26 protein-coding genes, 2 pseudogenes and 1 riboswitch are annotated in these 26,676 nt (G+C 39.0%); of the genes and pseudogenes, 23 read left to right on the top strand and 5 right to left on the bottom strand.

Going from position 1 to position 26,676, the window contains the following annotated elements; translation table 11 throughout:
• Position 1: 1 nt before the first annotated feature.
• Complete coding sequence (locus tag CO686_RS00525; RefSeq protein ID WP_096753367.1) at positions 2 to 1,069, top strand: ABC transporter ATP-binding protein; 1,068 nt, start codon at positions 2 to 4, stop codon at positions 1,067 to 1,069.
• Positions 1,070 to 1,079: 10 nt separating this feature from the next.
• Complete coding sequence (locus CO686_RS00530; RefSeq protein WP_001291311.1) at positions 1,080 to 2,009, top strand: ATP-binding cassette domain-containing protein; 930 nt, start codon at positions 1,080 to 1,082, stop codon at positions 2,007 to 2,009.
• Positions 2,010 to 2,097: 88 nt separating this feature from the next.
• On the opposite strand, the gene CO686_RS00535 is transcribed toward CO686_RS00530, so the two are convergent.
• The gene (locus tag CO686_RS00535) at positions 2,098 to 3,537 is read right to left on the bottom strand and encodes a TrkH family potassium uptake protein (protein WP_001043426.1); all 1,440 of its coding nucleotides are present in this window, start codon (positions 3,535 to 3,537) and stop codon (positions 2,098 to 2,100) included.
• A gap of 3 nt (positions 3,538 to 3,540) precedes the next feature.
• Positions 3,541 to 4,887, bottom strand: coding sequence for a Trk system potassium transporter TrkA (gene trkA, locus CO686_RS00540; protein ID WP_096753368.1), 1,347 nt, complete (start codon positions 4,885 to 4,887; stop codon positions 3,541 to 3,543).
• Between the two features lie 400 nt (positions 4,888 to 5,287).
• On the opposite strand from trkA, the gene CO686_RS00550 reads away from it, so the two are divergent.
• The 9 genes from CO686_RS00550 to rpsI all read left to right on the top strand — a co-directional run bounded on the left by CO686_RS00550 (position 5,288) and on the right by rpsI (position 14,668).
• On the top strand, positions 5,288 to 5,791 hold the full coding sequence (locus CO686_RS00550; protein WP_000181365.1) for a tRNA (cytidine(34)-2'-O)-methyltransferase: 504 nt from the start codon (positions 5,288 to 5,290) through the stop codon (positions 5,789 to 5,791).
• Positions 5,792 to 5,831: 40 nt separating this feature from the next.
• A riboswitch (FMN riboswitch) is annotated at positions 5,832 to 6,049 on the top strand.
• Positions 6,050 to 6,202: 153 nt separating this feature from the next.
• Complete coding sequence (locus tag CO686_RS00555; protein WP_096753369.1) at positions 6,203 to 6,766, top strand: ECF transporter S component; 564 nt, start codon at positions 6,203 to 6,205, stop codon at positions 6,764 to 6,766.
• Positions 6,756 to 7,406, top strand: coding sequence for a phosphatase PAP2 family protein (locus CO686_RS00560; RefSeq protein ID WP_049550076.1), 651 nt, complete (start codon positions 6,756 to 6,758; stop codon positions 7,404 to 7,406). Before CO686_RS00555 ends, CO686_RS00560 begins: the two co-directional genes overlap by 11 nt.
• Positions 7,407 to 7,678: 272 nt before the next feature.
• Positions 7,679 to 8,725 carry a phenylalanine--tRNA ligase subunit alpha gene (gene pheS / locus CO686_RS00565; RefSeq protein ID WP_096753796.1) on the top strand — a complete coding sequence of 349 codons (1,047 nt, stop codon included), beginning with the start codon at positions 7,679 to 7,681 and terminating at the stop codon, positions 8,723 to 8,725.
• 129 nt (positions 8,726 to 8,854) lie between these two features.
• Entirely contained in the window at positions 8,855 to 11,260 is a 2,406-nt protein-coding gene (gene pheT, locus CO686_RS00570) for a phenylalanine--tRNA ligase subunit beta (protein ID WP_096753370.1), read from the top strand.
• Between the two features lie 250 nt (positions 11,261 to 11,510).
• Complete coding sequence (locus CO686_RS00575; RefSeq protein ID WP_096753371.1) at positions 11,511 to 12,404, top strand: ABC transporter ATP-binding protein; 894 nt, start codon at positions 11,511 to 11,513, stop codon at positions 12,402 to 12,404.
• Complete coding sequence (locus CO686_RS00580; RefSeq protein ID WP_001245389.1) at positions 12,401 to 13,600, top strand: ABC transporter permease; 1,200 nt, start codon at positions 12,401 to 12,403, stop codon at positions 13,598 to 13,600. Before CO686_RS00575 ends, CO686_RS00580 begins: the two co-directional genes overlap by 4 nt.
• 210 nt (positions 13,601 to 13,810) lie before the next feature.
• Positions 13,811 to 14,257, top strand: a complete 447-nt coding sequence (rplM, locus tag CO686_RS00585) for a 50S ribosomal protein L13 (RefSeq protein ID WP_001044624.1) — start codon at positions 13,811 to 13,813, stop codon at positions 14,255 to 14,257.
• Positions 14,258 to 14,275: 18 nt separating this feature from the next.
• A complete protein-coding gene (gene rpsI / locus CO686_RS00590) occupies positions 14,276 to 14,668 on the top strand; it encodes a 30S ribosomal protein S9 (protein ID WP_000075973.1) in 393 nt (130 codons plus the stop codon).
• 131 nt (positions 14,669 to 14,799) lie between these two features.
• Here the strand turns inward: rpsI and CO686_RS00595 are convergent, their stop codons facing one another.
• Positions 14,800 to 15,954: a site-specific integrase gene (locus CO686_RS00595; protein ID WP_096753372.1), complete on the bottom strand. Its 1,155-nt coding sequence runs from the start codon at positions 15,952 to 15,954 to the stop codon at positions 14,800 to 14,802.
• A 58-nt stretch (positions 15,955 to 16,012) separates the two neighbouring features.
• Between CO686_RS00595 and CO686_RS00600 the strand changes: the two genes are divergently transcribed.
• From CO686_RS00600 to CO686_RS00620, 4 genes are all read left to right on the top strand, one after another.
• Entirely contained in the window at positions 16,013 to 16,294 is a 282-nt protein-coding gene (locus CO686_RS00600) for a hypothetical protein (protein ID WP_000005472.1), read from the top strand.
• An 8-nt stretch (positions 16,295 to 16,302) separates the two neighbouring features.
• Positions 16,303 to 17,142 (top strand): phage replisome organizer N-terminal domain-containing protein, encoded by an 840-nt coding sequence (locus CO686_RS00605; protein ID WP_001014727.1) that lies wholly within the window; start codon positions 16,303 to 16,305, stop codon positions 17,140 to 17,142.
• A 358-nt stretch (positions 17,143 to 17,500) separates the two neighbouring features.
• A complete protein-coding gene (locus CO686_RS00615) occupies positions 17,501 to 17,833 on the top strand; it encodes a hypothetical protein (protein WP_001220782.1) in 333 nt (110 codons plus the stop codon).
• Positions 17,814 to 18,008, top strand: a complete 195-nt coding sequence (locus CO686_RS00620) for a hypothetical protein (protein ID WP_000469564.1) — start codon at positions 17,814 to 17,816, stop codon at positions 18,006 to 18,008. The genes CO686_RS00615 and CO686_RS00620 overlap by 20 nt, the downstream gene beginning before the upstream one ends.
• 460 nt (positions 18,009 to 18,468) lie before the next feature.
• Here the strand turns inward: CO686_RS00620 and CO686_RS10580 are convergent.
• Both CO686_RS10580 and CO686_RS10530 read right to left on the bottom strand, forming a co-directional pair.
• Positions 18,469 to 18,846: pseudogene (locus tag CO686_RS10580) on the bottom strand (hypothetical protein).
• Positions 18,847 to 19,097: 251 nt separating this feature from the next.
• Entirely contained in the window at positions 19,098 to 19,271 is a 174-nt protein-coding gene (locus tag CO686_RS10530; protein WP_002914036.1) for a hypothetical protein, read from the bottom strand.
• Positions 19,272 to 19,299: 28 nt separating this feature from the next.
• Between CO686_RS10530 and CO686_RS00635 the strand changes: the two genes are divergently transcribed.
• From CO686_RS00635 to CO686_RS00670, 8 genes and pseudogenes are all read left to right on the top strand, one after another.
• Positions 19,300 to 19,914 carry a CadD family cadmium resistance transporter gene (locus CO686_RS00635; RefSeq protein ID WP_000615750.1) on the top strand — a complete coding sequence of 205 codons (615 nt, stop codon included), beginning with the start codon at positions 19,300 to 19,302 and terminating at the stop codon, positions 19,912 to 19,914.
• An 11-nt stretch (positions 19,915 to 19,925) separates the two neighbouring features.
• Complete coding sequence (cadX, locus tag CO686_RS00640) at positions 19,926 to 20,264, top strand: Cd(II)/Zn(II)-sensing metalloregulatory transcriptional regulator CadX (protein WP_096753373.1); 339 nt, start codon at positions 19,926 to 19,928, stop codon at positions 20,262 to 20,264.
• Between the two features lie 269 nt (positions 20,265 to 20,533).
• The gene (gene merR / locus CO686_RS00645; RefSeq protein WP_000640389.1) at positions 20,534 to 20,926 is read left to right on the top strand and encodes a mercury resistance transcriptional regulator MerR; all 393 of its coding nucleotides are present in this window, start codon (positions 20,534 to 20,536) and stop codon (positions 20,924 to 20,926) included.
• Positions 20,927 to 20,954: 28 nt separating this feature from the next.
• The gene (gene merA, locus CO686_RS00650; RefSeq protein WP_083321221.1) at positions 20,955 to 22,850 is read left to right on the top strand and encodes a mercury(II) reductase; all 1,896 of its coding nucleotides are present in this window, start codon (positions 20,955 to 20,957) and stop codon (positions 22,848 to 22,850) included.
• 228 nt (positions 22,851 to 23,078) lie between these two features.
• Positions 23,079 to 24,331, top strand: a pseudogene (locus tag CO686_RS00655) (ISL3 family transposase).
• A 790-nt stretch (positions 24,332 to 25,121) separates the two neighbouring features.
• Entirely contained in the window at positions 25,122 to 25,544 is a 423-nt protein-coding gene (locus CO686_RS00660) for a DUF1433 domain-containing protein (protein WP_096753374.1), read from the top strand.
• A gap of 140 nt (positions 25,545 to 25,684) precedes the next feature.
• Positions 25,685 to 26,107 (top strand): hypothetical protein, encoded by a 423-nt coding sequence (locus tag CO686_RS00665; RefSeq protein ID WP_096753375.1) that lies wholly within the window; start codon positions 25,685 to 25,687, stop codon positions 26,105 to 26,107.
• 137 nt (positions 26,108 to 26,244) lie between these two features.
• Entirely contained in the window at positions 26,245 to 26,667 is a 423-nt protein-coding gene (locus tag CO686_RS00670; RefSeq protein ID WP_096753376.1) for a hypothetical protein, read from the top strand.
• Positions 26,668 to 26,676: the final 9 nt, after the last annotated feature.

Here is a 26,676-nt window from a genome sequence, read left to right on the forward strand (position 1 = left end):
CATGACAAAAGAAAAAAATGTAATTTTGACTGCTCAAGATATTGTCGTGGAATTTGATGTTCGTGACAAAATTTTGACAGCTATTCGTGGAGTATCTCTGGAGTTGATTGAGGGCGAAGTGCTTGCACTCGTTGGAGAATCTGGTTCAGGGAAATCTGTTTTAACAAAAACCTTTACAGGGATGTTAGAAGACAATGGACGTATTGCCCAAGGAAGCATCGACTATCGTGGACAAGACTTGACTGCTCTTACTTCTAACAAGGAATGGGAGAAGATTCGTGGTGCTAAAATTGCGACCATCTTCCAAGACCCAATGACAAGTTTGGACCCAATCAATACAATCGGTAGTCAAATTACTGAAGTGATCGTTAAACACCAAGGGAAAACAGCTAAGGAAGCCAAAGAGATGGCAATCGACTATATGAACAAGGTCGGAATTCCAGACGCTGAAAAACGTTTTGAAGAGTATCCTTTCCAATATTCTGGAGGGATGCGCCAACGTATCGTTATTGCGATTGCCCTTGCCTGTCGTCCAGATATCTTGATCTGTGACGAGCCAACAACGGCTCTTGATGTAACCATTCAAGCGCAAATCATTGATTTGCTTAAAACTTTGCAAAATGAGTACCACTTTACCATTATCTTTATCACCCATGACCTTGGTGTGGTAGCAAGTATTGCCGATAAGGTAGCGGTTATGTATGCTGGTGAAATTGTAGAATATGGAACTGTTGAGGAAGTTTTCTACGACCCACGTCATCCATATACTTGGAGTCTCTTGTCTAGCTTGCCTCAGCTTGCTGATGATAAAGGGGAATTGTACTCTATCCCAGGAACACCACCGTCTCTTTATACTGAGTTGAAAGGTGATGCCTTTGCCCTTCGTTCAGATTATGCGATGCAAATTGACTTTGAACAGAAAGCACCTCAGTTTTCAGTCACGGATACCCACTGGGCTAAGACTTGGTTGCTTCATGAGAATGCTCCTAAAGTTGAAAAACCTGGGGTCATTGCAGATTTGCATGACAAGATTCGTGATAAAATGGGCTTTGCTCATCTAGAAGACTAGGAGGAAGGAAATGTCTGAAAAATTAGTAGAAATTAAAGATTTAGAAATTTCCTTCGGTGAAGGAAGTAAGAAGTTTGTCGCAGTTAAAAACGCTAACTTCTTTATCAACAAGGGAGAAACCTTCTCTCTTGTTGGTGAGTCTGGTAGTGGGAAAACAACCATTGGTCGTGCCATTATTGGTCTAAATAATACTAGTAAAGGTGAAATCATCTTTGATGGTCATAAAATTAATGGGAAAAAATCTCATAAGGAATCATCAGACTTGATCCGTCGCATCCAGATGATTTTCCAGGACCCTGCAGCCAGCTTGAATGAGCGTGCAACAGTTGACTATATCATCTCTGAAGGTCTTTACAACTATCACTTGTTTAAAGATGAAGAAGATCGAAAAGAAAAAGTTCAAAAGATGATTCATGAAGTTGGACTTTTGAAAGAACACTTGACCCGTTACCCACACGAGTTTTCTGGTGGTCAACGCCAGCGTATCGGGATTGCCCGTGCTCTTGTGATGGAACCTGATTTCGTTATTGCGGATGAGCCAATTTCAGCCTTGGACGTATCAGTGCGTGCGCAAGTCTTGAACTTGCTCAAGAAGTTCCAAAAAGAGTTGGGCTTGACCTATCTCTTTATCGCCCATGACTTGTCAGTTGTTCGCTTTATCTCAGATCGTATCGCGGTTATCTATAAGGGAGTTATCGTCGAAGTGGCGGAGACAGAGGAGTTGTTTAACAATCCTGTCCACCCATACACTCAAGCGCTTCTATCTGCTGTACCGATTCCAGATCCAATCTTGGAACGCAAGAAGGTCTTGAAAGTTTACGATCCTGACCAACATGACTATGAGACAGACAAGCCATCTATGGTAGAAATTCGTCCAGGTCACTATGTTTGGGCCAATCAAGCAGAAGTTGCTCGATACAAAGAAGCTCTTAAAAAATAAACAGACTAGGAGAGGGCCGAAAGGTCTTCTCATTTTTAATAGAAAAATTCCCCTTCTACTAGCTTGTAAAAGGGGAATTGTATTATCATTAACGTTTAGACCAGGTACGTTTCATAAAGAGTAGCAAAATTGGGTATATCTCTAAACGACCTGCAATCATTGCAAAGGAGAGTAGGATTTTAGAGATGGGACTAAAGATGGCAAAACTCGAGGTTGTACCTAGAATAGGTCCGATATTGTTAAAACAGCTGAAGACCGCACTGGTCACGACTAGAAAATCATTGCTATCAAGACTGACGATAAAGATGAGGGAGAGAATAATCATCATATAGATAGCAAAATATTTAAGAATCTTGTGCTGGGTATCCTTATCAATCACAGTTTTATTGACGTGTAGAGTCAAAACACGGTGAGGGGATAAGGTGGACAAAATCTGATTTTTTGCGATTTTAGAGAGGATAAGTCCTCTGATCACCTTAAGACCACCTGCAGTTGAGCCAGCTGATCCACCGATTCCCATGAGGAAGAGGAGGATAAATTGGGAGAAGAGGGGCCAGTTGGTAATATCTCCGTAACCAAAACCTGTTGTCGTGATGATATTGGAAACCTGGAAGAAGGCCATTTCAACACTCTTAGAGACACCTTGATAGAGGTGGAGTGTATTAAGCGTAATCAAGCCTGTAGAAACTAGGACAATGATGATATATGCTCGTAGTTCTTCATCTCCCAAGAAAGCCTTAACCCGACGGAGCATGAGGTAGTAGTAGAGATTGAAGTTAACTCCAAAAACCAGAACTCCGATACTAACTAGATAGGTGATGAGCGAGCTACCATAGTGGGCAATTCCGTCGTTATAGACGGTAAAGCCCCCAGTTCCTGCCGTTCCCATAGCGATGACAAAACTATCATAGAGAGGCATGCCTGCTAGATAGTAGATAACCACAAAAAGGGAGAAGAGAGCCAGATAAAGCAGATAGAGAATCTGGGCAGTGTTTTTTAGCTTGGATACGACCTTGCCAAAGACAGGTCCAGGGACCTCAGCCTTCATCACCTCCAAGTGACTATTCTTGGCATTATCCATAATGGCAAGTGCAAAGACGAGTACCCCCATCCCTCCGATCAAGTGGGTGAAACTTCGCCAGAAGAGGAGGGAACGAGTGAGAACGGAAACATCGTTCAGAATAGTTGCTCCTGTAGTCGTAAATCCAGAACTGATTTCAAAGAAGGCATCGATGACGCTGGGGATTTGTCCTGAAAAGACAAAGGGGAGGCCGCCAAAGAAAGACCATAAAATCCAACAGAGGGCAACAATTAAGACCCCTTCCTTGGCATAAATCCGTTGATTTTTCGGTTTCCGTAAAACGCCTAGACCACCGAGAAGGACTAAAATGCCAATCGTAGAAAAGAGAGCGATAAATACTTGATTGGATTCTTGGTAATAGATCGCTACACTAACAGGGACTAGGAGAAGAACAGCCTCAATCAAGAGAAGTTTTGAGAGGAGGTAACGAATCATACTTTTATTCATTTTTTACCTCTCAATCAAATCATAGATTTTGGTGATGTTTGGCAATAAGGTCGTCACGAGTAACTTGTCTCCCACCTCAAGCATATCCTCTCCAGTAGGGAAGATTGTTTTTCCTTTTCGGATAATGGCTGCGATGAGAACCCCTTTTTTCAATTTCAACTGTGATAGAGGTTTGGCAGTCATTTTATTAGCTTCCTTGATTTGGAATTGGAGAGTTTCAATTTGACCGTTTGCGAGATGGTGCATGGCTTGAAGGTCTGAATATTGGGCATTAACCCGACCTCGGATAAAGTGCATAATGGTATCCACTGCAATGATTTTTGGGGTGATGATACTTGAAAAATCAGGTGCATGGATAATTTCTAGAAGACTGGTCCGGTTGACCTTGGTGATGTTTTTCTGGACGCCAACACGGTCAAGGAACATGGAGGTGATGATGTTTTCCTCGTCAACCCCAGTTAAGGTTGCGACCGCATCGTAGTGAGGAGCACTTTCTTCTAGTAAGATATCTTTGGCTGTCCCATCTCCCTGAACGATATAGAGATTTGGGAATTTTTCACTAAAGAAACGGGCTCTTTCAGGATTGATTTCGATAACCTTGGTGTCAATGCGGCTGTCTTTCAATATACCGACAAGATAGTAGGCAATTTTTCCTGCTCCGATAATCAGAAAGCTCTTAACAGTCCGAGCTTTAAAATGATTGTGCAGGCGCATCATATCGACCCGATTTCCTGTAACAAAGATGCGATCCTTATCTTGAAGGGTCATTTCACCACCGGGAATGATCAACTCATGGTTGCGCTCCAAAGCACACACAATCACATCAAATTTTTTCCGAAATTCTGAAATGGGCATCTGGCAAAGACCGCTAGCATCTTTGACAACAAACTCCATCAAGCTAACTCGACCTCCAGCGAAACGTTCGACCGAAAGGGCACTTGGGAAGTCGACAATATTCCCAATAGCACGGGCAGCTAGAAGCTCAGGATTGACAATGAGAGAAAATCCAAGAATGTTTTTTTCCTTAAAATAGGAGTTGGAGTACTCTGGATTTCGAACCCGAACGATGGTTTCTTTAGCCCCCATTTTTTTAGCAAGTACCGCTGAAATCATATTCACTTCATCGTGTTCGGTTAGGGCGATAAAGATATCGCACTCTTGAACACCGGCTTGCTCCAAGATGGCAAAGTCAGCACCATTTCCAAGGAGACCTATGATATCATAGCGACTGACAATGTGATTGAGGACAGCCTCATCTTGTTCGATGAGGACAACGTCATGGTTTTCTGCAACCAGTGAACGACAGAGGGCGAAACCAACTTTCCCTCCACCAACGAGGACAATTTTCATATAAAAAACCTACTTTTTCATGATGTAACTATCATACCCTTTTTTAGCAAAAAATGCACTTGCTAAGGCGATTTTTAAGGGAAGAAAGGCCTTTTTCACGTTTTGAAGATACATTTGCTTAATTTCTATAACGATGTCTCCGATTTGAAGTGATTTGGCTCTTTTACTATACCTTTTCAGAAAGGGAATGACCAAACATGAAAATATCATCAAAAAAAGTAAAAAAATCAAGTCATTTCTATTGACAATGATTCTGAAAGTGTTATACTAAGAAAGTAGTTTCGCTGATTTACTTCAAACCTGTTGTGAGGTAAGTTAACGATGCCTTAACCACGCTGTTTGCTGAGCTTGACTCCGGGCAGTGTGGCTATTTTTTTGCAATGATAAAAGGAAACCCGTAATGACAAATCACATTGTATTATTTGAACCTCAGATTCCACAAAATACAGGTAACATTGCGCGTACTTGCGCTGCGACCAATTCTCCCCTCCACATCATCAAACCGATGGGATTTCCGATTGATGATCGGAAGATGAAGCGGGCTGGTTTGGACTACTGGGATAAGCTTGAGATTTATTTTTATGACAGTTTGGAAGATTTCATGTCTCAGATGAAGGGTAAACTCTATCTGATTTCAAAATTTGCGGAAAAGGTCTATTCTGAAGCAGATTTGGCAAGTGGTTGGGATCATTATTTTCTCTTTGGACGTGAAGACAAGGGCTTGCCTGAGGACTTTATGCGAGAACATCCTGAGAAAGCTCTCCGTATTCCTATGAACGATGAGCATGTTCGCAGCCTCAATGTTTCCAATACCGTATGCATGATTGTCTATGAAGCGCTCCGTCAGCAGAATTTTGCAGGTCTTGAGCTTGTTCACACCTATGAAGCAGATAAATTGAAATAATCAAAATGCTTGCACTTGCAAGCGTTTTTTGTTATGATTAAAAGGTCTTCAGGGCTGGGTGAGATTCCCGACCGGCGGTGACTTTAACTAGCTATTTTGGCTTTCTCTTCGTTGTCTTGTCTCGATATACTTAAGTATTATCTTCGACTGCGACGCCTAGATTAATCCAAAATATCTTAGTTAAAGAAGTCCGCGAGCGCAAGCTGATGTGGTGCGATTCCACAACCGACAGTATAGTCTGGATGGGAGAAGACGAAAGAATGGCTTTGTCTGTTCTAATGAGTTTATAGATGAATTGCAACCGCTTGCTCAAAAGAGTGAGAGGGAACTTTTGGGATATAAAAAGTGAGAATAGATAGAGGGATCCTTTCCAACTTCTTCTGATTTTATAGAAAATTGGAGGAACCTGTTATGACAAACACACGTCGAATTTCGACCATTGCGATTTTATCAGCCATTTCATTTGTGCTGATGTACTTTGACTTTCCGCTCTTGCCAGCGGCAACCTTCCTCAAGATCGAGTTTAGTATCTTGCCAGTCCTTGTAGGCTTGGTGGTGATGGATTTGCCAGCTGCTCTAGGAATTCTCTTGATGCGCTCACTCTTGAAGTTGCTTCTGAATAGCCAAGGAGTGAATACCTACATTGGCTTGCCAATGAATATCGTAGCTTTGGGAGTTTTTGTTATCGTCTTTGGTTTGATTTGGAAAAAGGAACGTAGCACCCTTCGTTTCCTACTAGCATCTCTAGCGGGAACTTTTGGATTGACTTCTGCCATGTTGGTTCTCAACTATGTCTATGCGGTTCCTTTATACGCGCAGTTTGCCAACTTTGATATTAGAGAAATTATAGGACTTTCTAACTACTTGATGACTATGGTATTACCTTTTAACTTGATTGAGGGTGTAATCTTTGCCGTTTCATTCTGGTTGTTATACGTCCTCTTGAAACCAACCTTAAAACATTATGAGAGATAAACAAACATTTTTAATGAAGGGCAGTTTTGCCCTTTTACTTTTCGTCCTTCTTGGCTATATGGTTAAGTTCTATCCTGAAACGCTGGTCGTTTTTGATCAACCGATTCAGACTGCTCTTCGTGGGGACTTGCCAGATTATTTGACAGTTCTATTCCGTGCGCTTACGCATTTGATTGATATCCCAGTAATCATCACCTGGGTTGCCATCGCAGCCTTTATCTTTTATCGTAAGCAGTGGAAGATAGAAAGCTACTTCATGGCGGGTAATCTAGCCTTAGCCGGTCTCTTAATCGTGACCTTTAAAAATATCTACCAGCGCCCACGGCCAGCTATTTTACACTTGGTAGAGGAGAAGGGATTTTCTTTTCCAAGTGGCCATTCTCTGGCTGTAACTTTGATGGTAGGTACTCTGATTGTCATTCTCAGTCAACGGATTAAAGATCCGGTTTGGAGAAAAATTGTGCAAATCGTCCTTGGCTTCTACCTAGTCAGTGTGCTTCTATCTCGGGTCTATCTGGGAGTTCACTACCCATCAGATGTTCTTGCCAGTTTCTGTGTAGGTTTGGGGGTCTTGTTTATCGAATTTCCTTTCTATGACAAGCTTCGCTTCCAATGGCGATTTAAAGGCAAGCAGAAGTGAGATAGGTCTTGCAAGAATGGTAAAAATCTGATAAACTAAGTAGTAATTGAATAGAAATCCGCAAGACTAGTAACTCAAGGGAAGTATATCAGGGAGGAGAGCCGTGACTGCAAGCTCTCTATATGAAAGCTGGGTGAATTCACTTGCGCATGGATTTAGAAATGAAGGTCTGACTTGTCAGATGAAAACGGATGGTACCGCGTGTCAACGCTCCGAGTGGAGTTTTTGGCATGTGGTTTTCTTTTTATCTACGAGAGACTGATGGAGGAATTATGTCAACTATTGAAGAACAATTAAAAGCACTTCGCGAAGAAACGCTGGCTAGCTTGAAGCAGATTACTGCTGAAAATGAAAAAGAGATGCAAGACTTGCGTGTCTCTGTCCTTGGTAAAAAAGGGTCGCTTACGGAAATCCTTAAAGGGATGAAAGATGTCTCTGCTGAGATGCGTCCAATCATCGGGAAACATGTTAATGAAGCTCGTGATGTTTTGACGGCAGCCTTTGAAGAAACAGCTAAGCTCTTGGAAGAAAAGAAAGTCGCAGCTCAACTAGCTAGCGAGAGCATTGATGTGACACTTCCAGGTCGCCCAGTTGCGACTGGGCATCGTCATGTCCTCACACAAACAAGTGAAGAAATCGAAGATATTTTCATCGGTATGGGGTACCAAGTTGTGGATGGTTTTGAAGTGGAGCAAGACTACTACAACTTTGAGCGTATGAATCTTCCAAAAGATCACCCAGCTCGCGATATGCAGGATACTTTCTATATCACTGAAGAAATCTTGCTCCGTACTCATACGTCTCCAGTTCAGGCGCGTGCTATGGATGCTCATGATTTTTTAAAAGGTCCTTTGAAAATGATCTCACCAGGACGTGTGTTCCGTCGTGATACGGACGATGCAACCCACAGTCACCAGTTCCACCAAATCGAAGGCTTGGTTGTTGGGAAAAACATCTCTATGGCAGACCTTCAAGGAACCCTTCAGTTGATCGTCCAAAAGATGTTCGGTGAAGAACGTCAGATCCGTTTGCGTCCATCTTATTTCCCATTCACAGAGCCGTCTGTTGAAGTGGATGTTTCCTGCTTCAAGTGTGGTGGAGAAGGCTGTAACGTATGTAAGAAAACAGGTTGGATTGAGATTATGGGGGCCGGTATGGTTCACCCACGTGTCCTTGAAATGAGTGGTATCGATGCGACTGTTTATTCTGGATTTGCCTTTGGTCTTGGACAAGAGCGCGTAGCCATGCTCCGCTACGGAATCAATGATATCCGTGGGTTCTATCAAGGCGATGTCCGCTTCTCAGAACAGTTTAAATAAGATTGAAACCTGAAACACAGTCCTATACAGTCCTAGTCATTTTCTCTCGATGAGAATAGTAAGGACTGACTCGAAGAAAAAGAAAGGAATTGAAAAGGTCTTACTTGGTGGGATCTTACAATCAGAATTATGCTTGTATCTTATAAATGGTTAAAAGAATTGGTGGACATTGATGTGCCATCACAAGAGTTGGCTGAGAAAATGTCAACTACAGGGATTGAGGTCGAAGGTGTCGAATCACCGGCTGCTGGTCTCTCAAAAATTGTCGTCGGTGAGGTTTTGTCTTGCGAAGATGTGCCAGAAACACACTTGCATGTCTGTCAGGTTAACGTTGGCGAAGAAGAAGCTCGTCAAATCGTTTGTGGTGCCCCAAATGTGCGTGCTGGTATCAAGGTCATGGTGGCACTTCCGGGAGCTCGTATCGCTGACAACTACAAAATCAAAAAAGGGAAAATCCGTGGCTTAGAGTCACTTGGAATGATCTGTTCCCTTGGTGAATTAGGTATTTCTGACTCGGTTGTACCGAAGGAATTCGCAGATGGTATTCAAATCTTGCCTCAAGATGCTGTTCCTGGGGATGAAGTTTTCTCTTACCTAGACTTGGATGATGAAATCATTGAACTTTCTATCACGCCAAATCGTGCAGATGCTATATCTATGCGTGGGGTAGCTCATGAAGTGGCAGCCATCTATGACAAGGCAGTTAACTTCAAAGAATTCAGTTTAACAGAAACAAATGAAGCTGCAGCAGATGCACTTTCTGTAAGTATCGATACCGACAAGGCGCCTTACTATGCAGCCCGTATCTTGGACAATGTGACCATCGCACCAAGTCCACAATGGTTGCAAAACCTTCTTATGAACGAAGGGATTCGTCCGATCAATAACGTAGTTGACGTAACCAACTATATCCTGCTCTACTTTGGTCAACCCATGCATGCCTTTGACTTGGATACCTTTGAAGGGACTGATATCCGCGTACGTGAAGCGCGTGCTGGTGAAAAATTAGTGACCTTGGACGGTGAAGAACGTGAACTTGCAGAAACTGACCTAGTCATCACTGTTGCTGACAAACCAGTTGCCCTTGCAGGTGTTATGGGCGGACAAGCTACAGAAATCTCTGAAAAATCTAGTCGTGTGGTCCTTGAAGCGGCTGTTTTCAATGGTAAATCCATCCGCAAGACTAGCGGACGCCTCAACCTTCGTTCTGAGTCGTCTTCTCGCTTTGAAAAAGGCATCAATGTGGCAACTGTTAACGAAGCCCTTGATGCTGCGGCGAGCATGATTGCTGATCTTGCAGGTGCGACAGTGCGTAAGGGCATCGTTTCAGCAGGAGAGCTTGATACTTCTGATGTGGAAGTTTCTTCTACTCTTGCAGATGTTAACCGCGTCCTTGGTACAGAACTTTCCTATGCTGATGTGGAAGATGTCTTCCGTCGTCTTGGCTTTGGCCTTTCTGGCAATGCAGAAAGCTTTATAGTCAGCGTACCCCGTCGTCGTTGGGATATCACCATCGAAGCGGACCTCTTTGAAGAAATCGCTCGTATCTATGGATATGACCGCTTGCCAACTAGTCTTCCAAAAGATGATGGTACAGCTGGCGAATTGACTGCGACACAAAAATTGCGCCGTCAAGTCCGTACCATCGCTGAAGGAGCAGGTTTGACAGAGATCATCACCTACGCTCTGACAACTCCTGAAAAAGCAGTTGAGTTTACAGCTCAACCAAGTAACCTTACAGAACTCATGTGGCCAATGACTGTGGACCGTTCTGTCCTCCGTCAAAATATGGTCTCAGGTATCCTTGATACCGTTGCCTACAACGTGGCTCGTAAGAACAAAAACTTGGCTCTTTACGAGATTGGAAAAGTCTTTGAACAAACAGGCAATCCAAAAGAAGAATTACCAAACGAAATCAACAGTTTTGCCTTTGCCTTAACAGGCTTGGTTGCAGAAAAAGATTTCCAAACGGCAGCAGTTCCAGTTGATTTCTTCTATGCTAAGGGAATCCTTGAAGCGCTCTTTACTCGCTTGGGACTAGAAGTGACTTATACAGCAACAGCTGAGATTGCAAGTCTCCATCCAGGACGTACAGCCGTGATTTCACTCGGCGACCAAGTTCTTGGTTTCCTTGGCCAAGTGCATCCAGTCACTGCCAAGGCCTACGATATTCCAGAAACGTATGTAGCTGAGCTCAACCTTTCAGGCATCGAAGCTGCCCTTCAACCAGCTGCTCCATTTGTAGAAATCACTAAATTCCCAGCAGTCAGTCGTGACATGGCTCTACTCCTCAAGGCAGAAGTCACTCATCAAGAAGTTGTAGACGCTATCCAAGCTGCAGGCGTGAAACGTTTGACAGATATCAAACTCTTTGACGTCTTCTCAGGCGAAAAACTGGGAGTTGGCATGAAGTCAATGGCCTATAGCTTGACCTTCCAAAATCCAGAAGATAGCTTAACAGACGAAGAAGTCGCACGCTATATGGAAAAAATCCAAGCATCACTCGAAGAAAAAGTGAATGCAGAAGTGCGTTAATAGTCTAAAATCCATCCCTCGGGGTGGATTTTTAGTTTCAAAAGGACAGTTCAGAAGAGAAAAGCGATAGTTGAGGAGGAAGCCATCTCAGAAAGTCTTTAATGAGTTATACTAAAGCTATCGCTGAAGCACTTAAATTTATTAGAGATAGGATACTTTTGCTACTTATAATCCGATAAAATGGACATAAATCGTTGTAAAGGCTATCAAAAAGGAGTATAATAAGTGCAACATATCTCGGAGGTGGAAAATGTTAGAAGTAAGAAATCTAGAGAAAAGTTTCGGTCCCAAGCAAGTCTTGTTTGGTGTCGATTTTCAGGCAAGTCCAGGAAGGATTCTGGGCTTGGTCGGGAAGAATGGTGCTGGGAAAACAACGATTTTCCACAGTATGTTGAAATTTTTAGAGTATCAAGGAGAGATCAGTCTGGATGGACAGGAGATTCGTCAGGAAACCTATGCTCGGATTGGTTATCTGCCTGAGGAACGCAGCCTTATGCCCAAGCTGACAGTCCTTGAGCAAGTTCGCTACTTGGCGACTCTAAAAAGCATGGATGCTAAGGAAGTCAAGGAAAAACTCCCTCAATGGATGGAAAAATTGGAAGTGAAGGGCAAATTGACCGACAAAATCAAGAGCCTCTCTAAAGGGAATCAACAGAAAATTCAGTTGATCATCACCCTGATCCATGAGCCAGACTTGATCATCCTGGATGAGCCTTTTAGTGGTTTGGATCCAGTTAATACCGAGTTACTCAAACAAGTCATCTTGAAAGAGAAAGAGCGCGGTGCAATCATTATCTTTTCTGACCATGTTATGACCAACGTTGAGGAACTTTGCGATGATATCCTGATGATTCGAGATGGCCGAGTGGTCTTGCATGGACCTGTTCAGGATGTTCGCAATCAATACGGGAAAACACGTCTTTTTGTTTCAAGTGAACGAAGCAAGGAAGAATTGGAAAAACTTCCTCACGTCAAACAGGTGAGCTTGACCAAGCAAGGCAGTTGGAAATTGATCCTCGATGATGAGAGCGCTGGAAGGGAACTCTTCCCAATCCTCACTCAAGGTCAATACATCGCGACCTTTGACCAACAAGCTCCAACAATCGATGAAATCTTTAAACTAGAATCAGGGGTGGAAGTATGAGAAATATGTGGGTTGTAATGAAGGAAACCTATCTTCGACATGTCAAGTCGTGGAGTTTCTTCTTTATGGTGATTTCGCCGTTCTTTTTTATCGCTCTAACTGGAGGAATTAGCTATCTCCAAGGCTCTTCTATGGCCAAGAATAGCAAGATAGCAGTAGTAACAACGGTGCCATCTGTGGAAGAAGGGCTCAAGGGTACCAATGGTATCAACTTTGATTACAAGGATGAAGCCAGTGCTCAAGCTGCTATCAAGGATGAGAAAATCAAGGGATACCTAACCATTGACCAAGAGGACAGCGTCCTCAAGGCCGTTTATCACGGTGAAACTTCTCTTGAAACAGGCATCAAACTAGCAGTAACCAATAAGCTAAACGAACTGCAATATCAACTCAATCGTTCGGCAGCCAATTTGTCTCAAGAACAGGAACAACGCTTGAGTCAAACCGTTGATTTTACTGAGAAGATTGATGAATCTAAGGAAAACAAAAAAATTGTTCAAACCATTGCGGCCGCAGGGCTTGGTTTCTTCCTTTATATGATTTTGATTACCTATGCTAGTGTCACTGCTCAGGAAGTAGCTAGCGAGAAAGGAACCAAAATCATGGAGGTGGTCTTCTCTAGTATCCGAGCTAGTCATTATTTCTACGCTCGCATGCTGGCTTTGCTTCTTGTGATTTTGACTCATATTGGCATTTACGTCGTGGGTGGGCTGGCTGCCATTCTGCTCTTTAAGGACCTACCAATCTTGGCACAATCTGGTATTTTAAACCATATAGGAGAGGCCTTCTCGCTCAATACCTTATTGTTTGTCTTGGTTAGCCTCTTTATGTACGTTGTTTTAGCAGCCTTCCTAGGCTCTATGGTTTCTCGCCCTGAGGATTCAGGAAAGGCCTTGTCGCCATTGATGATCTTGATTATAGCAGGATTTGTCGGTGTGACTTCTCTAGGTGCTGCTGGGGATAATTTAGTTCTGAAAATTGGTTCCTTTATTCCTTTCATCTCGACCTTCTTTATGCCATTTAGAGCTATAAATGGGTATGCAAGTGGTCTAGAAGCTTGGATTTCGCTTGCCATAACGGTTGTTTTTGCAATCACTGCAACAGCCTTTATCGGGCGCATGTATGCTAGTCTAGTCCTTCAAACAGATGATTTGGGAATCTGGAAAACCTTTAAACGTGCCTTAGCTTATAAATAGGAGAGCCTCGCAAAAGCGAGGTTTTTCTAGATGTTAAACACTGAAATCAGCAAAAATATTTTTCATATCTATTGACTTTTAGTAGTAAAATTTGGTATGATAGTAGACGGTATTGTTTACCCCATTTGTAAGGCCCCGGAACCTTTCAAATACCTCGCGGACCGGAACATCCGCCCTGTAAACAAAAACGATATTCATATAGGAGAAATCATGAACAAAACTACATTCATGGCTAAACCAGGCCAAGTAGAACGCAAATGGTACGTTGTTGACGCAACTGATGTACCTCTTGGACGCCTTTCAGCAGTTGTTGCTAGCGTACTTCGCGGAAAAAACAAACCAACATTCACACCACACACTGATACAGGTGACTTCGTAATCGTTATCAATGCTGAAAAAGTTAAATTGACTGGTAAAAAAGCAACTGATAAGATCTACTACACCCACTCAAACCACCCAGGTGGATTGAAACAAATCTCTGCTGGTGAACTTCGTTCTAAAAATGCAGTACGTTTGATCGAAAAATCAGTTAAAGGTATGCTTCCACACAATACTCTTGGCCGCGCTCAAGGTATGAAATTGAAAGTATTCGTTGGAGCTGAGCACACTCACGCTGCACAACAACCAGAAGTTCTTGATATTTCAGGACTTATCTAAGGAAAGGAACAATAAAGTATGTCACAAGCACAATATGCAGGTACTGGACGTCGTAAAAACGCTGTTGCACGCGTTCGCCTTGTTCCAGGAACTGGTAAAATCACTGTTAACAAAAAAGATGTTGAAGAGTACATCCCACACGCTGACCTTCGTCTTGTTATCAACCAACCATTTGCAGTTACTTCAACTGTAGGTTCATACGACGTTTTCGTTAACGTTGTAGGTGGTGGATACGCTGGTCAATCAGGAGCTATCCGTCACGGTATCGCTCGTGCCCTTCTTCAAGTAGACCCAGACTTCCGCGATTCATTGAAACGCGCAGGACTTCTTACACGTGACTCACGTAAAGTTGAACGTAAGAAACCAGGTCTTAAGAAAGCTCGTAAAGCATCACAATTCTCAAAACGTTAATCAATACGATTATATCAACGTTTCAAAGCACTTTGCAAAAATTTTGCAAAGTGCTTTTTTGTCGATTTTTGAGCTCAAATAGCTTTGTGATAACCTTCTGATAACCTCTTCTAAATTTTTAAAATCATGATTTATTTTGCTTTATTGAGATAGTCTGCAAATTTGTCAATAGAGTTTTTCTCACCAGTTTTTGTGGTGTGAGTATAGACATCTAATGTCACCTGACTGCTTGCATGACCGAGACGTTTTGATGTATTAGAAGGATCGATTCCAATTTCAGACATAAGTGTTGCATGTGTATGTCTAAACCCATGTGGGCTAATTGGTTTTAATTTATGCTTTTTAATAATTCGATTCAGTACGTTATTAATGTAATCAGCATGCAAAGGTTCAATTTTGTCATTACTTGATATGTAAGAGAACATATATTCATCACTAATATTCAGCTTTGTAAGAGGAAGCTGAGATTGTTCTTTCAGATAGAAATTTCTCCATTGCTTAATAATATCGATTGTCTCATCATCAAGATAGATTATACGAACTGAAGATTCATTCTTTGTGCTCTTTTCAATCGCTTTACCGTCAATTCTTCCTAGACTTTTATCTATGTTCAATAGATTGCTGTCAAAGTTAATATCAGCCCATTTTAAAGCGTATAACTCCCCTTTTCGTAGTCCACTAAATGCAAGCAGTCTAAATAAAGCAAAATGTTTAAATGGCTCAGTTTCTTTCACTATATCAAGGAAATGATGTAATTCCTCCAGAGACCAAAAATTATCTGATCTAGTTTTTTTGATTTTAGGCATGATAACATTCTTCATTGGATTTCGATCAATGTAGTTCATGTTGATTGCAAAATCAAAAATTTTTGAGGTATAGGATTTTATCTGTTTGATATTTTTGAAAGTCTGAGATTTTTGTGTAATAAAGTTTTGACAGTCTAAAGGACTGATTTGCTCAATAAATTTATCGCCAAATATTGGTAGAATATGTATTCGATAGATATTCTTAGTTTGGGAAGAAGTTGTTTCTTCAACGGTACCAACATAGGCATTAAACCATTCTTGATAAAGTTCTTTATAAGTGACTTTGGGGTTAGGTTTGTCGGTACTTACTGTGGGGGCAACGACACCAGCTTCTAAACGAGCTTCGTACAATTTTGCCTCTTTTTTGGTTTTGAACCCTCTCTTTAAGTGCCTTTTTTTCTTTCCATAAGCATCTAAGCCAATGTAAAAGCTGACATAGTATAGGATTCCTTTTTTTGTTTTGTATTTGTGTATAGACATTTTTTCTCCGTATCTAAGTTTTCGGAGCTTATTTAATTTAGAAATGAGGTGTGAATTTATGTCGGAAACTACTTTAGTTGTCCAGCTTCCTAAAGAATTAGAGAAGCAATTACGTGCTCACTATGATGAGATGATTTCAAATGCTGTAGCAAGAGTATTTGAAGATAAAGAACTTTATAAACCTATGGTTCGTATGTCAGGTTTGTCTAGGTGGTTAGATGTATCTACGACAACAATCCAAAAATGGACGAAAGAAGGAATGCCAACCATGGTGATTGATGGAGTGACTTTATACGATAAAAGAGCAGTAACACGATGGTTGAAGCAATATGAAAGATAGGTACTCGTATGAATGGTGTTCAGTGGATCAAGATAACAACAGATATATTTGATGATGAAAAAATTCAGCTAATAGAATCAATGCCAGAAGGAGATACTCTTATTGTAATATGGTTTAAAATTCTGGTGCTTGCAGGAAAGCAAAATAATAGTGGCATATTAAGTCTAGGGAACAAGGTTTATTACACAGAAGAGATGCTTTCAACAGTGTTTAGGCGAAAGGCTACATCTGTAAAATTAGCTCTCAGCATGTTTGAAGAATTTGGCATGATAGAAATCATAGATGGCGCTATTACCATTCCAAAATGGGAGAAACATCAGAATATAGATGGACTAGAAAAGATTAGAAAACAAACTAGGGAACGTGTTGCTCGTCATAGACAAAAACAAAAAGCACTAATTACAGGCGAGCCACAACTCGTTTTAGACTGTAACGTTACAGTAACGGATGAAAATGATAATGTAACGCAAGAGATTAAGAACAAGAGTAAGAATAAGAAAGAGATTGAGAATATACTGGATAATAGTTCTAGAAAGCCTGAAACTTATATTCCACCCAAATATTATTCTTTGTTAGAATCCATTTCTTATAAGTACAATGATAGATTTTTGTATCCTAACAATTACACTTTAACACATGCTCAGAAGATGAAGATAGGCGAGTATTTGGCTAGTGGGTATGTAACTAGTGATGAAGTCATTAGCATGATTGAACGGATTCCTGAGGATGCGACGTCTCCTTTGGCGTATTTATTTAAGTCTATGGAGAATTTAAAGCAGGAACGTATGCTGGAGTGCAAAGCTATTGCCCATGAAAATGCCCGAAAGAAGTATATGATAAATGAGTAGATATAGGACTGTTCTAAAGAAATGTTACATCACTGAGGAGCAAAATGAAATAGTGAATAACTTGATTGAAATGACAAATCATCTAAGTTTTTCCTCTTATGCCAGAAAAATGTTATTTAAGAGCTCGCCTATTTATCTTCAATTTGATTTTGAATCTTATCATGACTTTATATTTCAAGTTAGAAGAATTATCAATAACTTACGTCAGTTAGAAAGAATAGCAGAACAAAGTGAGGATTTGGATAATGTAAGGATATTTCACTACTGCGTTGAGCTGATGATAGAATATGAAAAGAAGACAAGTAAACAAGTGAAAGAACTTGTAAAACGACTAAATAAGAAAACGAGGTGATAGGACATGAGAATAAAATCTGTGTTGAAACAGGTTTTTTTGACGGAAGAAGAAAATAAAAAATTAAATGATTGTATGAGGAAGGAAAATATTCGTAATTTTTCTGAGTTTGCTAGACAAAAATTAATACGAACAGATTTGAACATCCAAAAAGTCTCTTTTGAAGGTTTAGTTCCTTTAACAGAAGAGTTGGAACAAGTCGGAAAGAATATCAATTCTATAGCCCGTCTTGCAACTGTAGTTGGGAGAATAAGCTATGAAAACAAAATGGATATGTCTATTTTGATGCAAAAAATAGTTGATGTGATGGAGGAAAAAGATGTTTATTTTCAAAAGTAATATGGATAAGGATTTTGATCAGATATGCGAATACATATTGAAATTAAAGCGAGCAGAATTATTTCTTCATGGAATTAAACAACAAGATAAAACGAAGGCTCGTTTGTATCATGCGATGCTGGAATACTATGATGCTAACCATAAAAAAGAAAGACATATGAGAATTTTAAAATAAGGAAACGCTGTTAAAAATTTTGCAGCGTTTTTTATATATCTTCTTAAAATATTTGTACACACAAATGACAGTCAAATTGATTTTTGGGATTATTTTATCGAGAAGGAAAGATTTCTCATAATATGACTTTGCGAGCTCAGAGTCTGTATACACACACTCCCAAAATCATCCCAAAATTTGTATACACAAAGTGTATGTACTTTTTGGGATGATTTGAATTTTGGGGAATCCCCAAACCCCTGATGAATTATACGAGCAAAAAAATTTGGGAGTAAGTTTTAGAAAGAACTATTCTACAGTATTTAAAATCTGACTTTAAGTAAATTTTTTATTATGTGACTATTAGCCTGTCTCACTCTGCTAGGTACGAGACAAAAAAATACCCGCTATGCGGGTGTGTACTGACCCCCAAAAGTTAGACAGAAAAAATCTAACTTTTGGGGTCAGTACAAAAGCGTTTTTATTGTATAAAGAATATCAAATAGTTTGAGGGTTTTACTTGTCGCTGTATTTCTTCACTATCCTTTTTGTAATACTCCTGCTTTGTTCCTGAAATATCTACAGTGAATACGTCATCCTTGAAGGTATAATTCTCTTTTCGGTTTATGATATTAGAGCCAGTCGGTTCGATTGTTGCACTGTCTTTATCAATTGTAAAGGTGTCGGCCTCTCCTTTGTTGCTATTTCCTTTGTTACCTGAAATGGTAAAGGCAACTTCATTTCTACTCTCGTTTATTCAACGGTATTCGCCATCTAAAGAATTGCTTGATTGGTTAGAACATGCAATTAATAAAATTGTAGATAGAGACACTAAAAGTAATGTGATAAATCTTTTCATTTACATACTTTTTATTTCTATATTATATTAAAGAAACATTACATAAGTAAGAAAGTAATTTTTTAGGTTGATCTCTTTCTTTCGGGAAAATCATTATGTTTCGGAAAGTCAAGATTTTGTTATTATTTATGATATACTGGTACCGTAATTATATCCTTACAGAGGTTAAGTAAGGGTTTCAGTACACGCCAATAGATGTCAAAATATTGATTTTAAGCGATTTTTGATTTTTGGAAACTCATTATATCGCACTACAAATCAATAAAAACTGTACCTTTTTTAGATAAATATATTATCTGGATATTGAAGTTAAGCCCTGCTATCATTTCGATGGCAGGGCTTTTTAATATTTGGTACACTAACTTCTTATCTATATTTTGGTGGATTTTAAGTTGACATCTACAAAGTTTAATGTTAGAATACATTCAAAAATATATTTGAATGAGGTGTTTTATGATTCAAAATGTTGTTACTTCAATAATCCTGTATTCTGGGACAGCCGTAGACTTACTTATTATCCTAATGTTATTTTTTGCCAAAAGAAAAAGCAGAAAAGACATCATTAACATCTATTTAGGACAATTTCTAGGCTCTGTTAGTCTAATATTGCTAAGTTTGCTTTTTGCATTTGTCTTAAATTATATTCCTAGTAAAGAGATTTTAGGTTTACTCGGTTTGATTCCAATTTTCCTAGGTCTCAAAGTTTTGCTTTTAGGAGATTCTGATGGAGAAGCTATTGCCAAAGAAGGTTTGCGCAAAGATAATAAAAACCTGATATTTCTAGTCGCTATGATTACTTTTGCAAGTTGTGGTGCTGACAATATTGGTGTCTTTGTTCCATATTTTACTACCTTAAATTTAGCAAATTTGATAGTAGCTTTACTTACCTTTCTAGTCATGATTTATCTCTTGGTTTTTTCTGCCCAAAAATTGGCACAAGTCTCTTCTGTTGGAGAAATTTTGGAAAAATATAGCAGATGGTTTATTGCCGTTGTTTATTTAGGATTGGGGATATATATCCTGATTGAAAATAACAGTTTTGACATACTATGGACTATATTAGGCTAGGAGAAAATATTATGAAAAAAGATAGTATATGCCAAGTGAATATTATAAATCAACAAAATGTTACAACCGCAACGAACTACCTTGAAAAGGAAAAAGTCCAAAAATCACTTCGCATTTTAACAAAATTTACCGATAATAAACAGATAAATATCATCTTCTATCTTCTTGCTGTTGAAGAACTCTGTGTCTGTGATATAGCCTGTTTACTAGATCTCAGTATGGCATCTACTTCCCACCATCTTCGTAAACTAGCCAATCAAAACATCTTGGGCACTAGAAGAGAGGGGAAAATTATATATTATTTTATAAAAGATAAGGAAATCAGGGATTTTTTTAATCAACTAGGATAACAACTATTTTTACTACTTTTCCATGATTCTAGGGAGCTACTCTATGAAATTTCGGGTCTTCGGAATATATAGTGGAATTACTTTCTTAATAGTTTAAAAACAACTGGTGTTTAAATCGGATTTTCTGGTGGGATGTTAGGATAATCAATAGTATTATATAAAAGTATCAATCACATACGAGTGATACTTTGGGAAAAAAATAAAATAGTCCAATTTACTTGACCGTGTACTATGGTACATGGTTTATAATATTCAGGGGGTGAAATAAGATGATTTATCGCATTAGTGAGTTTGCAGATAAATGTGGAGTTAATAAAGAAACGATCAGATATTACGAGCGAAAAAATTTATTACAAGAACCTCACCGAACGGAAGCTGGTTATCGGATATATTCATATGATGACGTTAAGCGTGTTGGGCTTATTAAACGAATACAGGAACTTGGTTTCTCTTTAAGCGAGATTTATAAATTACTTGGTGTTGTAGATAAAGATGAAGTTCGTTGTCAAGATATGTTCGAATTTGTTTCTAAAAAACAAAAGGAAGTGCAAAAACAAATAGAGGATTTAAAACGAATTGAAACTATGTTAGACGACTTAAAACAACGATGTCCAGATGAAAAGCAATTACATTCGTGTCCAATAATAGAAACATTAACATGAGAGATTAATTAACGAAAGGAGCTTTTTTATGAATAAATTTAAGGTAAACATTTCAGGAATGACTTGTACGGGTTGTGAAAAACACGTAGAATCAGCACTTGAAAAGATAGGTGCTAAAAATATTGAGTCTAGTTATCGTCGTGGTGAAGCAGTATTTGAACTGTCCGATGATATTGAGGTTGAAAGTGCAATAAAGGCGATTGCTGACGCAAATTATCACCCGGGCGAAGCAGAAGAATTTCAATCGGAACAAAAGACGAATTTATTGAAAAAATATCGGCTAAACGTTGAAGGAATGACCTGCACTGGTTGTGAAGAACATATTGCGGTTGCTCTTGAAAATGCAGGTGCAAAAGGGATTGAAGTAGACTTTCGTCGCGGAGAAGCACTGTTTGAACTACCGTATGATGTAGACATTGATATCGCGAAAACAGCGATTACTGACGCACAATATCACCCGGGCGAAGCAGAAGAAATACAAGTGCAATCGGAAAAAAGGACAGATGTAAGTTTAAATGATGAAGGTAACTATGATTATGATTACATCATCATCGGTTCTGGTGGAGCTGCCTTTTCATCTGCCATTGAAGCCGTTACTTTGAACGCAAAAGTGGCTATGATTGAGCGTGGAACGGTGGGTGGAACTTGCGTTAATGTCGGATGCGTTCCTTCTAAGACCTTATTAAGAGCAGGGGAAATCAATCATCTAGCAAAAAATAATCCATTTGTGGGATTACACACTTCGGCTTCAAATGTTGATTTAGCGCCATTAGTAAAACAAAAGAATGATTTAGTAACCGAGATGCGAAATGAAAAATATGTGAATTTAATTGATGATTATGGTTTTGAATTAATAAAAGGTGAAGCAAAATTCGTAAATGAAAATACAGTTGAAGTAAATGGCAATCAAATCACAGCCAAAAGATTTTTAATAGCTACAGGTGCTTCTTCAACTGCACCTAATATTCCCGGATTAGATGAAGTAGATTATTTAACAAGCACTAGCTTATTGGAATTAAAGAAGGTTCCAAATCGTCTTACCGTAATTGGTTCAGGATATATCGGCATGGAATTAGGACAACTATTTCATAACCTCGGGTCAGAAGTCACTTTGATTCAAAGAAGCGAGCGTCTATTAAAAGAATACGATCCTGAAATTTCAGAAGCCATTACTAAGGCCTTAACAGAACAGGGAATTAATTTAGTAACAGGTGCAACCTATGAACGAGTTGAGCAAGATGGAGACATTAAAAAAGTTCATGTTGAGATAAATGGTAAAAAGCGAATTATTGAAGCAGAACAATTGCTAATTGCCACTGGAAGAAAACCAAATACAGAATCATTAAACTTACATGCAGCAGGCGTTGAAGTTGGTTCCCGTGGTGAAATTGTCATTGATGATTATCTTAAAACGACCAATTCCCGAATTTATTCAGCTGGAGATGTCACTCTCGGTCCCCAATTTGTTTATGTAGCTGCTTATGAAGGTGGACTTGCTGCTCGTAATGCAATCGGAGGACTAAATCAAAAGGTCAATTTAGAAGTGGTTCCAGGCGTTACGTTTACTTCTCCATCGATTGCAACGGTTGGTTTAACGGAGCAACAGGCAAAAGAAAAAGGATATGAAGTGAAAACATCGGTATTGCCGTTGGATGCTGTTCCAAGAGCGCTCGTTAATAGGGAAACAACAGGTGTTTTCAAATTAGTGGCAGACGCGAAAACATTGAAAGTGTTAGGGGCGCATGTAGTGGCAGAAAACGCAGGAGACGTAATTTATGCAGCAACATTAGCTGTGAAATTCGGTTTAACTGTTGGAGATCTGAGAGAAACGATGGCTCCATATCTAACAATGGCAGAAGGATTGAAGCTGGCTGTCCTAACTTTTGATAAAGATGTTTCGAAATTATCTTGCTGTGCAGGCTAAGGGAACTTTTTTACAACTCCCTATTCAAGTGAACCAGCTAATGCTTTAAGGGATTTTCTAAGTGCATTTGTGGTCACAAAAATAATTTAACACTGATGATTTCGACATCAAATCTATAATTGATACCTTAACACCGCAGAGTAATAAAGGATGAATAATATGTCAGACTTATTATCCTTACCAGACATTAAAACAATAGAACCGCCACAAGAAAATGAAACCGATATGATGTTTAAAGTTGAAGCAGTCGGACCACCTGAATGTTGTCCTGAATGTGGTTTTGACAAGTTGTACAAACACAGTTCAAGAAATCAACTAATTATGGATTTGCCCATTCGTTTAAAGCGAGTGGGCTTACAATTGAACCGTAGACGATACAAGTGTCGTGAATGCAGATCTACCTTCTGGGAACGCCTAATATCTGTAGATGAAAAGCGTAGTATGACCAAAAGGCTTTTAAAGTCCATTCAAGAGCAATCCATGTCTAAGACCTTTGTAGAAGTCGCAGAAAGCGTTGGTGTTGACGAAAAAACCATTAGGAACGTTTTTAAGGACTATGTGGCACTCAAAGAACGTGAATACCAGTTTGAAACTCCTAAGTGGCTTGGGATAGACGAGATACATATTATCCGTAGACCTCGGCTTGTATTGACTAATATTGAACGCAGGACTATTTATGACATCAAGCCTAACCGTAACAAGGAAACAGTCATCCAACGTCTTTCAGAAATCAGTGACAGGACTTACATTGAGTACGTCACAATGGATATGTGGAAGCCCTACAAAGACGCAGTGAACACTATCCTTCCACACGCTAAAGTTGTCGTAGATAAGTTTCATGTAGTTAGAATGGCTAATCAAGCCTTAGATAACGTCAGAAAGTCTTTGAAAGCCCATATGAGCCAAAAAGAAAGACGTACCTTATGCGTGAAAGGTTTATCCTTCTAAAGCGTAAACACGATCTAAATGAACGTGAATCATTCCTCTTAGATACTTGGTTAGGTAATCTTCCTGCTTTAAAAGAAGCCTATGAACTCAAAGAAGAGTTTTACTGGATATGGGATACTCCTGATCCAGATGAAGGTCATCTTCGTTATAGTCAATGGAGACACCGTTGTATGTCCAGCAACTCTAAAGACGCATATAAAGACCTCGTGAGAGCCGTAGACAACTGGCATGTTGAAATATTCAACTACTTTGATAAAAGGCTCACTAATGCTTATACGGAGTCAATTAACAGCATTATTAGGCAGGTAGAGCGAATGGGTAGAGGTTACTCGTTTGATGCCTTACGAGCCAAAATCCTTTTCAATGAGAAGCTCCATAAAAAGCGTAAGCCACGATTTAATTCAAGTGCTTTCAATAAAGCTATGTTATACGATACTTTCAATTGGTATGAAGTGAATGATCACGACATTACAGACAACTTAGGTGTCGATTTTTCCACACTTATTAAGAATTTGGAGAAGGGTGATTTATAAGCCCTTTTCCACCATAAAATCCGAATACCCGAAATTTTTTGATGAAAATTACTCACAAGAAATAATATATAGAACTGTTTAAATATCTTCAGGATAGAAAAAGAAATTGTCCAGGCACGAAGAAACTGTATATTTGTTGCTAAACTGTACATCATCTTTATGATACGGTATTTCGTATTTCTCAACTACATAAGCTCCGAAAACTAAAATGTGATAACCCTTTGATAACCTCTCGATTTTCAAAAGGATTATATATGTAAATATTGAGGATTTATCTCTTAAAATTACTTGATTTTAGTGATAATTTACCATAAATATCATAATGTAGAAAAAACCAGGTCTTAAGAAAGCTCGTAAAGCATCACAATTTAGTAAACGTTAATTCGAGAGAATTACTATACTTACAAAGAGCACCTTCCGAGGTGTTCTTTTTTATATTTTCATACTAAATTGGTGTAATCTGACAAAGTCAGTTGCCTCAAAACGTTAATCAATACGATTATATCAACATTTCAAAGCACTCAAGAGTTTACCTCATGGGTGCTTTTCTGATGATTTTTAGCAAAATTCACACTATTGTTTCTTTGCATTCAACTCAAATCCTTCTGGTCAAATTATTAACAAATCTTCAAGAAGAGTGATTGGTGAAATAGGCTGTTTGAGGCTTTTATGCTATACTAGTTTTAATGACAATCTTCTATTTCTAAAGCAACAATAGATCCGTAATTTGTTTTTAATTAAGGAGTTTTGGATTGTAAGAGGGAGATGATATATCTGAAGGAGCATCAATATGAAAAAACGTGCCTTGATTTTACTGGTTTTGTTCATTGTAGTATTTGGAGGAGGAGCATGGATGGCGCAGAAAACAAATCTATTCGGAGGAGTATTTCTTAGTCCGCGAGCCAAGCAGTTGGCTTATTTAAAGGAGCATGAAGAGGATATGGCTGATTTTGCGAAAGCTTTAAGTCCTAAAGTTGAAAGTGTTCAGTTTGATTGGGATAGTATGAAAGTCGAAGTTATAGGAAACGGGACTCCGCAGGGTGGCGGGTATATTATAACATTGGACGGTAGAATCAATAATAATAAGGATACTGAATTTACATTAGGGATTCCTCTAAAACGAAATTTAAATGAAGTGCCTGAGGAACTGGTTATTTATGAAATGCAACCTATAAGAATTTTACGAGATGGAGGTTGGTTCTTATATGACTAATAGTAATTTAAAAACCTTTGATAATTTTTACTCAAATTTAACAGCACTCATTCCCTATTGACTTACAATACTTGCTAAAAGTATTTTTTTTTACAATTATGATATAATAAACTTAGATTCCGCTATATAGGAGGAAAAAGATGAAAAAACGTACTTTACTTTGGCTAGTTATAGCCCTTGTAGTATTTGGAGGAGGCGCATGGATGGCACAGGAAACAAATCTATTTGGAGGAGTATTTCTTAGTCCGCGAGCCAAGCAGTTGGCTTATCTAAAGGAACATGAAGAGGAGATGGCGAATTTTATAAAGTCTAGAAATCCTAAAGTCAAAAGTGTCCAATTTGATTGGGATAGTATGGAAGTTGAAGTTATAGGGAACGGCACCCCTCAAGGCGGAGGATATATTTTAATATTAGATGGTAAAGTAAATAATAATGAAAAGACGGAATTTACAATAGGATTTCCTCTAGAATATAATAGAAATAGTATTCCTAATAGTAAGAAAATTTCTGAAATGCAACCGATAAGAGTTTTGAAAGATAATATATGGGAGATTTTTGACTAACAGTAACCTAAAACCTTTGATAATTTTTACTCAAATTTAACAGCACTCATTCCCTATTGACTTACAATACTTGCCAAAAGTATTTTTTTACATTCATGATATAATAAACTTAGATTCCGTGACATAGGAGGAAAGAGATGAAAAAGCGTACTTTACTTTGTCTAGTTTTAGCTCTTGTAGTATTTGGAGGCGGAGCATGGGTGGCACAGAAAACAAATCTATTTGGAGAAGTATTTCTTAGTCCGAGAGCAAAGCAGTTGGCATATCTGAAGGAGCATGAAGAAGAAATTGTAAAATTTGTAAAGTCTAAAAATTTAAAGATTGAATCTGTTCAGATGGATTGGAATAGTTTAACTGTTGAACAGATAGGGAATGGAACTCCACAAGGTGGAGGTTATAATCTATCAGTGAAGGGTTCTTTTAATCATATAAAGGATTCTGACTTTACAATAGATTTTCGATTAAAAAATAAAAATGATGTGCCTTCAATAGATAGGATTGGTATGTATAGTCAGCCTAGAGTGTTAAAAAATGGAGGTTGGGACAAGTATGACGAATAGTAATTTAAA

The sequence above is a fragment of the Streptococcus oralis genome, from assembly GCF_002386345.1.
In the GTDB taxonomy this organism is placed as follows: domain Bacteria; phylum Bacillota; class Bacilli; order Lactobacillales; family Streptococcaceae; genus Streptococcus; species Streptococcus oralis_S.

Excerpts from the sequence above, each read along its gene's own strand:
- CO686_RS00575 (WP_096753371.1), top strand. The coding sequence starts at position 11,511 with ATGTTAGAAGTAAGAAATCTAGAGAAAAGTTTCGGTCCCAAGCAAGTC.
- CO686_RS00670 (WP_096753376.1), top strand. The coding sequence starts at position 26,245 with ATGAAAAAGCGTACTTTACTTTGTCTAGTTTTAGCTCTTGTAGTATTT.
- CO686_RS00600 (WP_000005472.1), top strand. The coding sequence starts at position 16,013 with ATGTCGGAAACTACTTTAGTTGTCCAGCTTCCTAAAGAATTAGAGAAG.
- CO686_RS00555 (WP_096753369.1), top strand. The coding sequence starts at position 6,203 with ATGACAAACACACGTCGAATTTCGACCATTGCGATTTTATCAGCCATT.
- CO686_RS00605 (WP_001014727.1), top strand. The coding sequence starts at position 16,303 with ATGAATGGTGTTCAGTGGATCAAGATAACAACAGATATATTTGATGAT.
- CO686_RS00635 (WP_000615750.1), top strand. The coding sequence starts at position 19,300 with ATGATTCAAAATGTTGTTACTTCAATAATCCTGTATTCTGGGACAGCC.
- merA (WP_083321221.1), top strand. The coding sequence starts at position 20,955 with ATGAATAAATTTAAGGTAAACATTTCAGGAATGACTTGTACGGGTTGT.
- cadX (WP_096753373.1), top strand. The coding sequence starts at position 19,926 with ATGAAAAAAGATAGTATATGCCAAGTGAATATTATAAATCAACAAAAT.
- CO686_RS10530 (WP_002914036.1), bottom strand. The coding sequence starts at position 19,271 with ATGTATTCTAACATTAAACTTTGTAGATGTCAACTTAAAATCCACCAA.
- CO686_RS00535 (WP_001043426.1), bottom strand. The coding sequence starts at position 3,537 with ATGAATAAAAGTATGATTCGTTACCTCCTCTCAAAACTTCTCTTGATT.
- pheT (WP_096753370.1), top strand. The coding sequence starts at position 8,855 with ATGCTTGTATCTTATAAATGGTTAAAAGAATTGGTGGACATTGATGTG.
- trkA (WP_096753368.1), bottom strand. The coding sequence starts at position 4,887 with ATGAAAATTGTCCTCGTTGGTGGAGGGAAAGTTGGTTTCGCCCTCTGT.
- rplM (WP_001044624.1), top strand. The coding sequence starts at position 13,811 with ATGAACAAAACTACATTCATGGCTAAACCAGGCCAAGTAGAACGCAAA.
- CO686_RS00665 (WP_096753375.1), top strand. The coding sequence starts at position 25,685 with ATGAAAAAACGTACTTTACTTTGGCTAGTTATAGCCCTTGTAGTATTT.
- CO686_RS00595 (WP_096753372.1), bottom strand. The coding sequence starts at position 15,954 with ATGTCTATACACAAATACAAAACAAAAAAAGGAATCCTATACTATGTC.
- CO686_RS00615 (WP_001220782.1), top strand. The coding sequence starts at position 17,501 with ATGAGAATAAAATCTGTGTTGAAACAGGTTTTTTTGACGGAAGAAGAA.
- CO686_RS00660 (WP_096753374.1), top strand. The coding sequence starts at position 25,122 with ATGAAAAAACGTGCCTTGATTTTACTGGTTTTGTTCATTGTAGTATTT.
- CO686_RS00525 (WP_096753367.1), top strand. The coding sequence starts at position 2 with ATGACAAAAGAAAAAAATGTAATTTTGACTGCTCAAGATATTGTCGTG.
- CO686_RS00620 (WP_000469564.1), top strand. The coding sequence starts at position 17,814 with ATGTTTATTTTCAAAAGTAATATGGATAAGGATTTTGATCAGATATGC.
- merR (WP_000640389.1), top strand. The coding sequence starts at position 20,534 with ATGATTTATCGCATTAGTGAGTTTGCAGATAAATGTGGAGTTAATAAA.
- CO686_RS00530 (WP_001291311.1), top strand. The coding sequence starts at position 1,080 with ATGTCTGAAAAATTAGTAGAAATTAAAGATTTAGAAATTTCCTTCGGT.
- pheS (WP_096753796.1), top strand. The coding sequence starts at position 7,679 with ATGTCAACTATTGAAGAACAATTAAAAGCACTTCGCGAAGAAACGCTG.
- CO686_RS00580 (WP_001245389.1), top strand. The coding sequence starts at position 12,401 with ATGAGAAATATGTGGGTTGTAATGAAGGAAACCTATCTTCGACATGTC.
- CO686_RS00550 (WP_000181365.1), top strand. The coding sequence starts at position 5,288 with ATGACAAATCACATTGTATTATTTGAACCTCAGATTCCACAAAATACA.
- rpsI (WP_000075973.1), top strand. The coding sequence starts at position 14,276 with ATGTCACAAGCACAATATGCAGGTACTGGACGTCGTAAAAACGCTGTT.
- CO686_RS00560 (WP_049550076.1), top strand. The coding sequence starts at position 6,756 with ATGAGAGATAAACAAACATTTTTAATGAAGGGCAGTTTTGCCCTTTTA.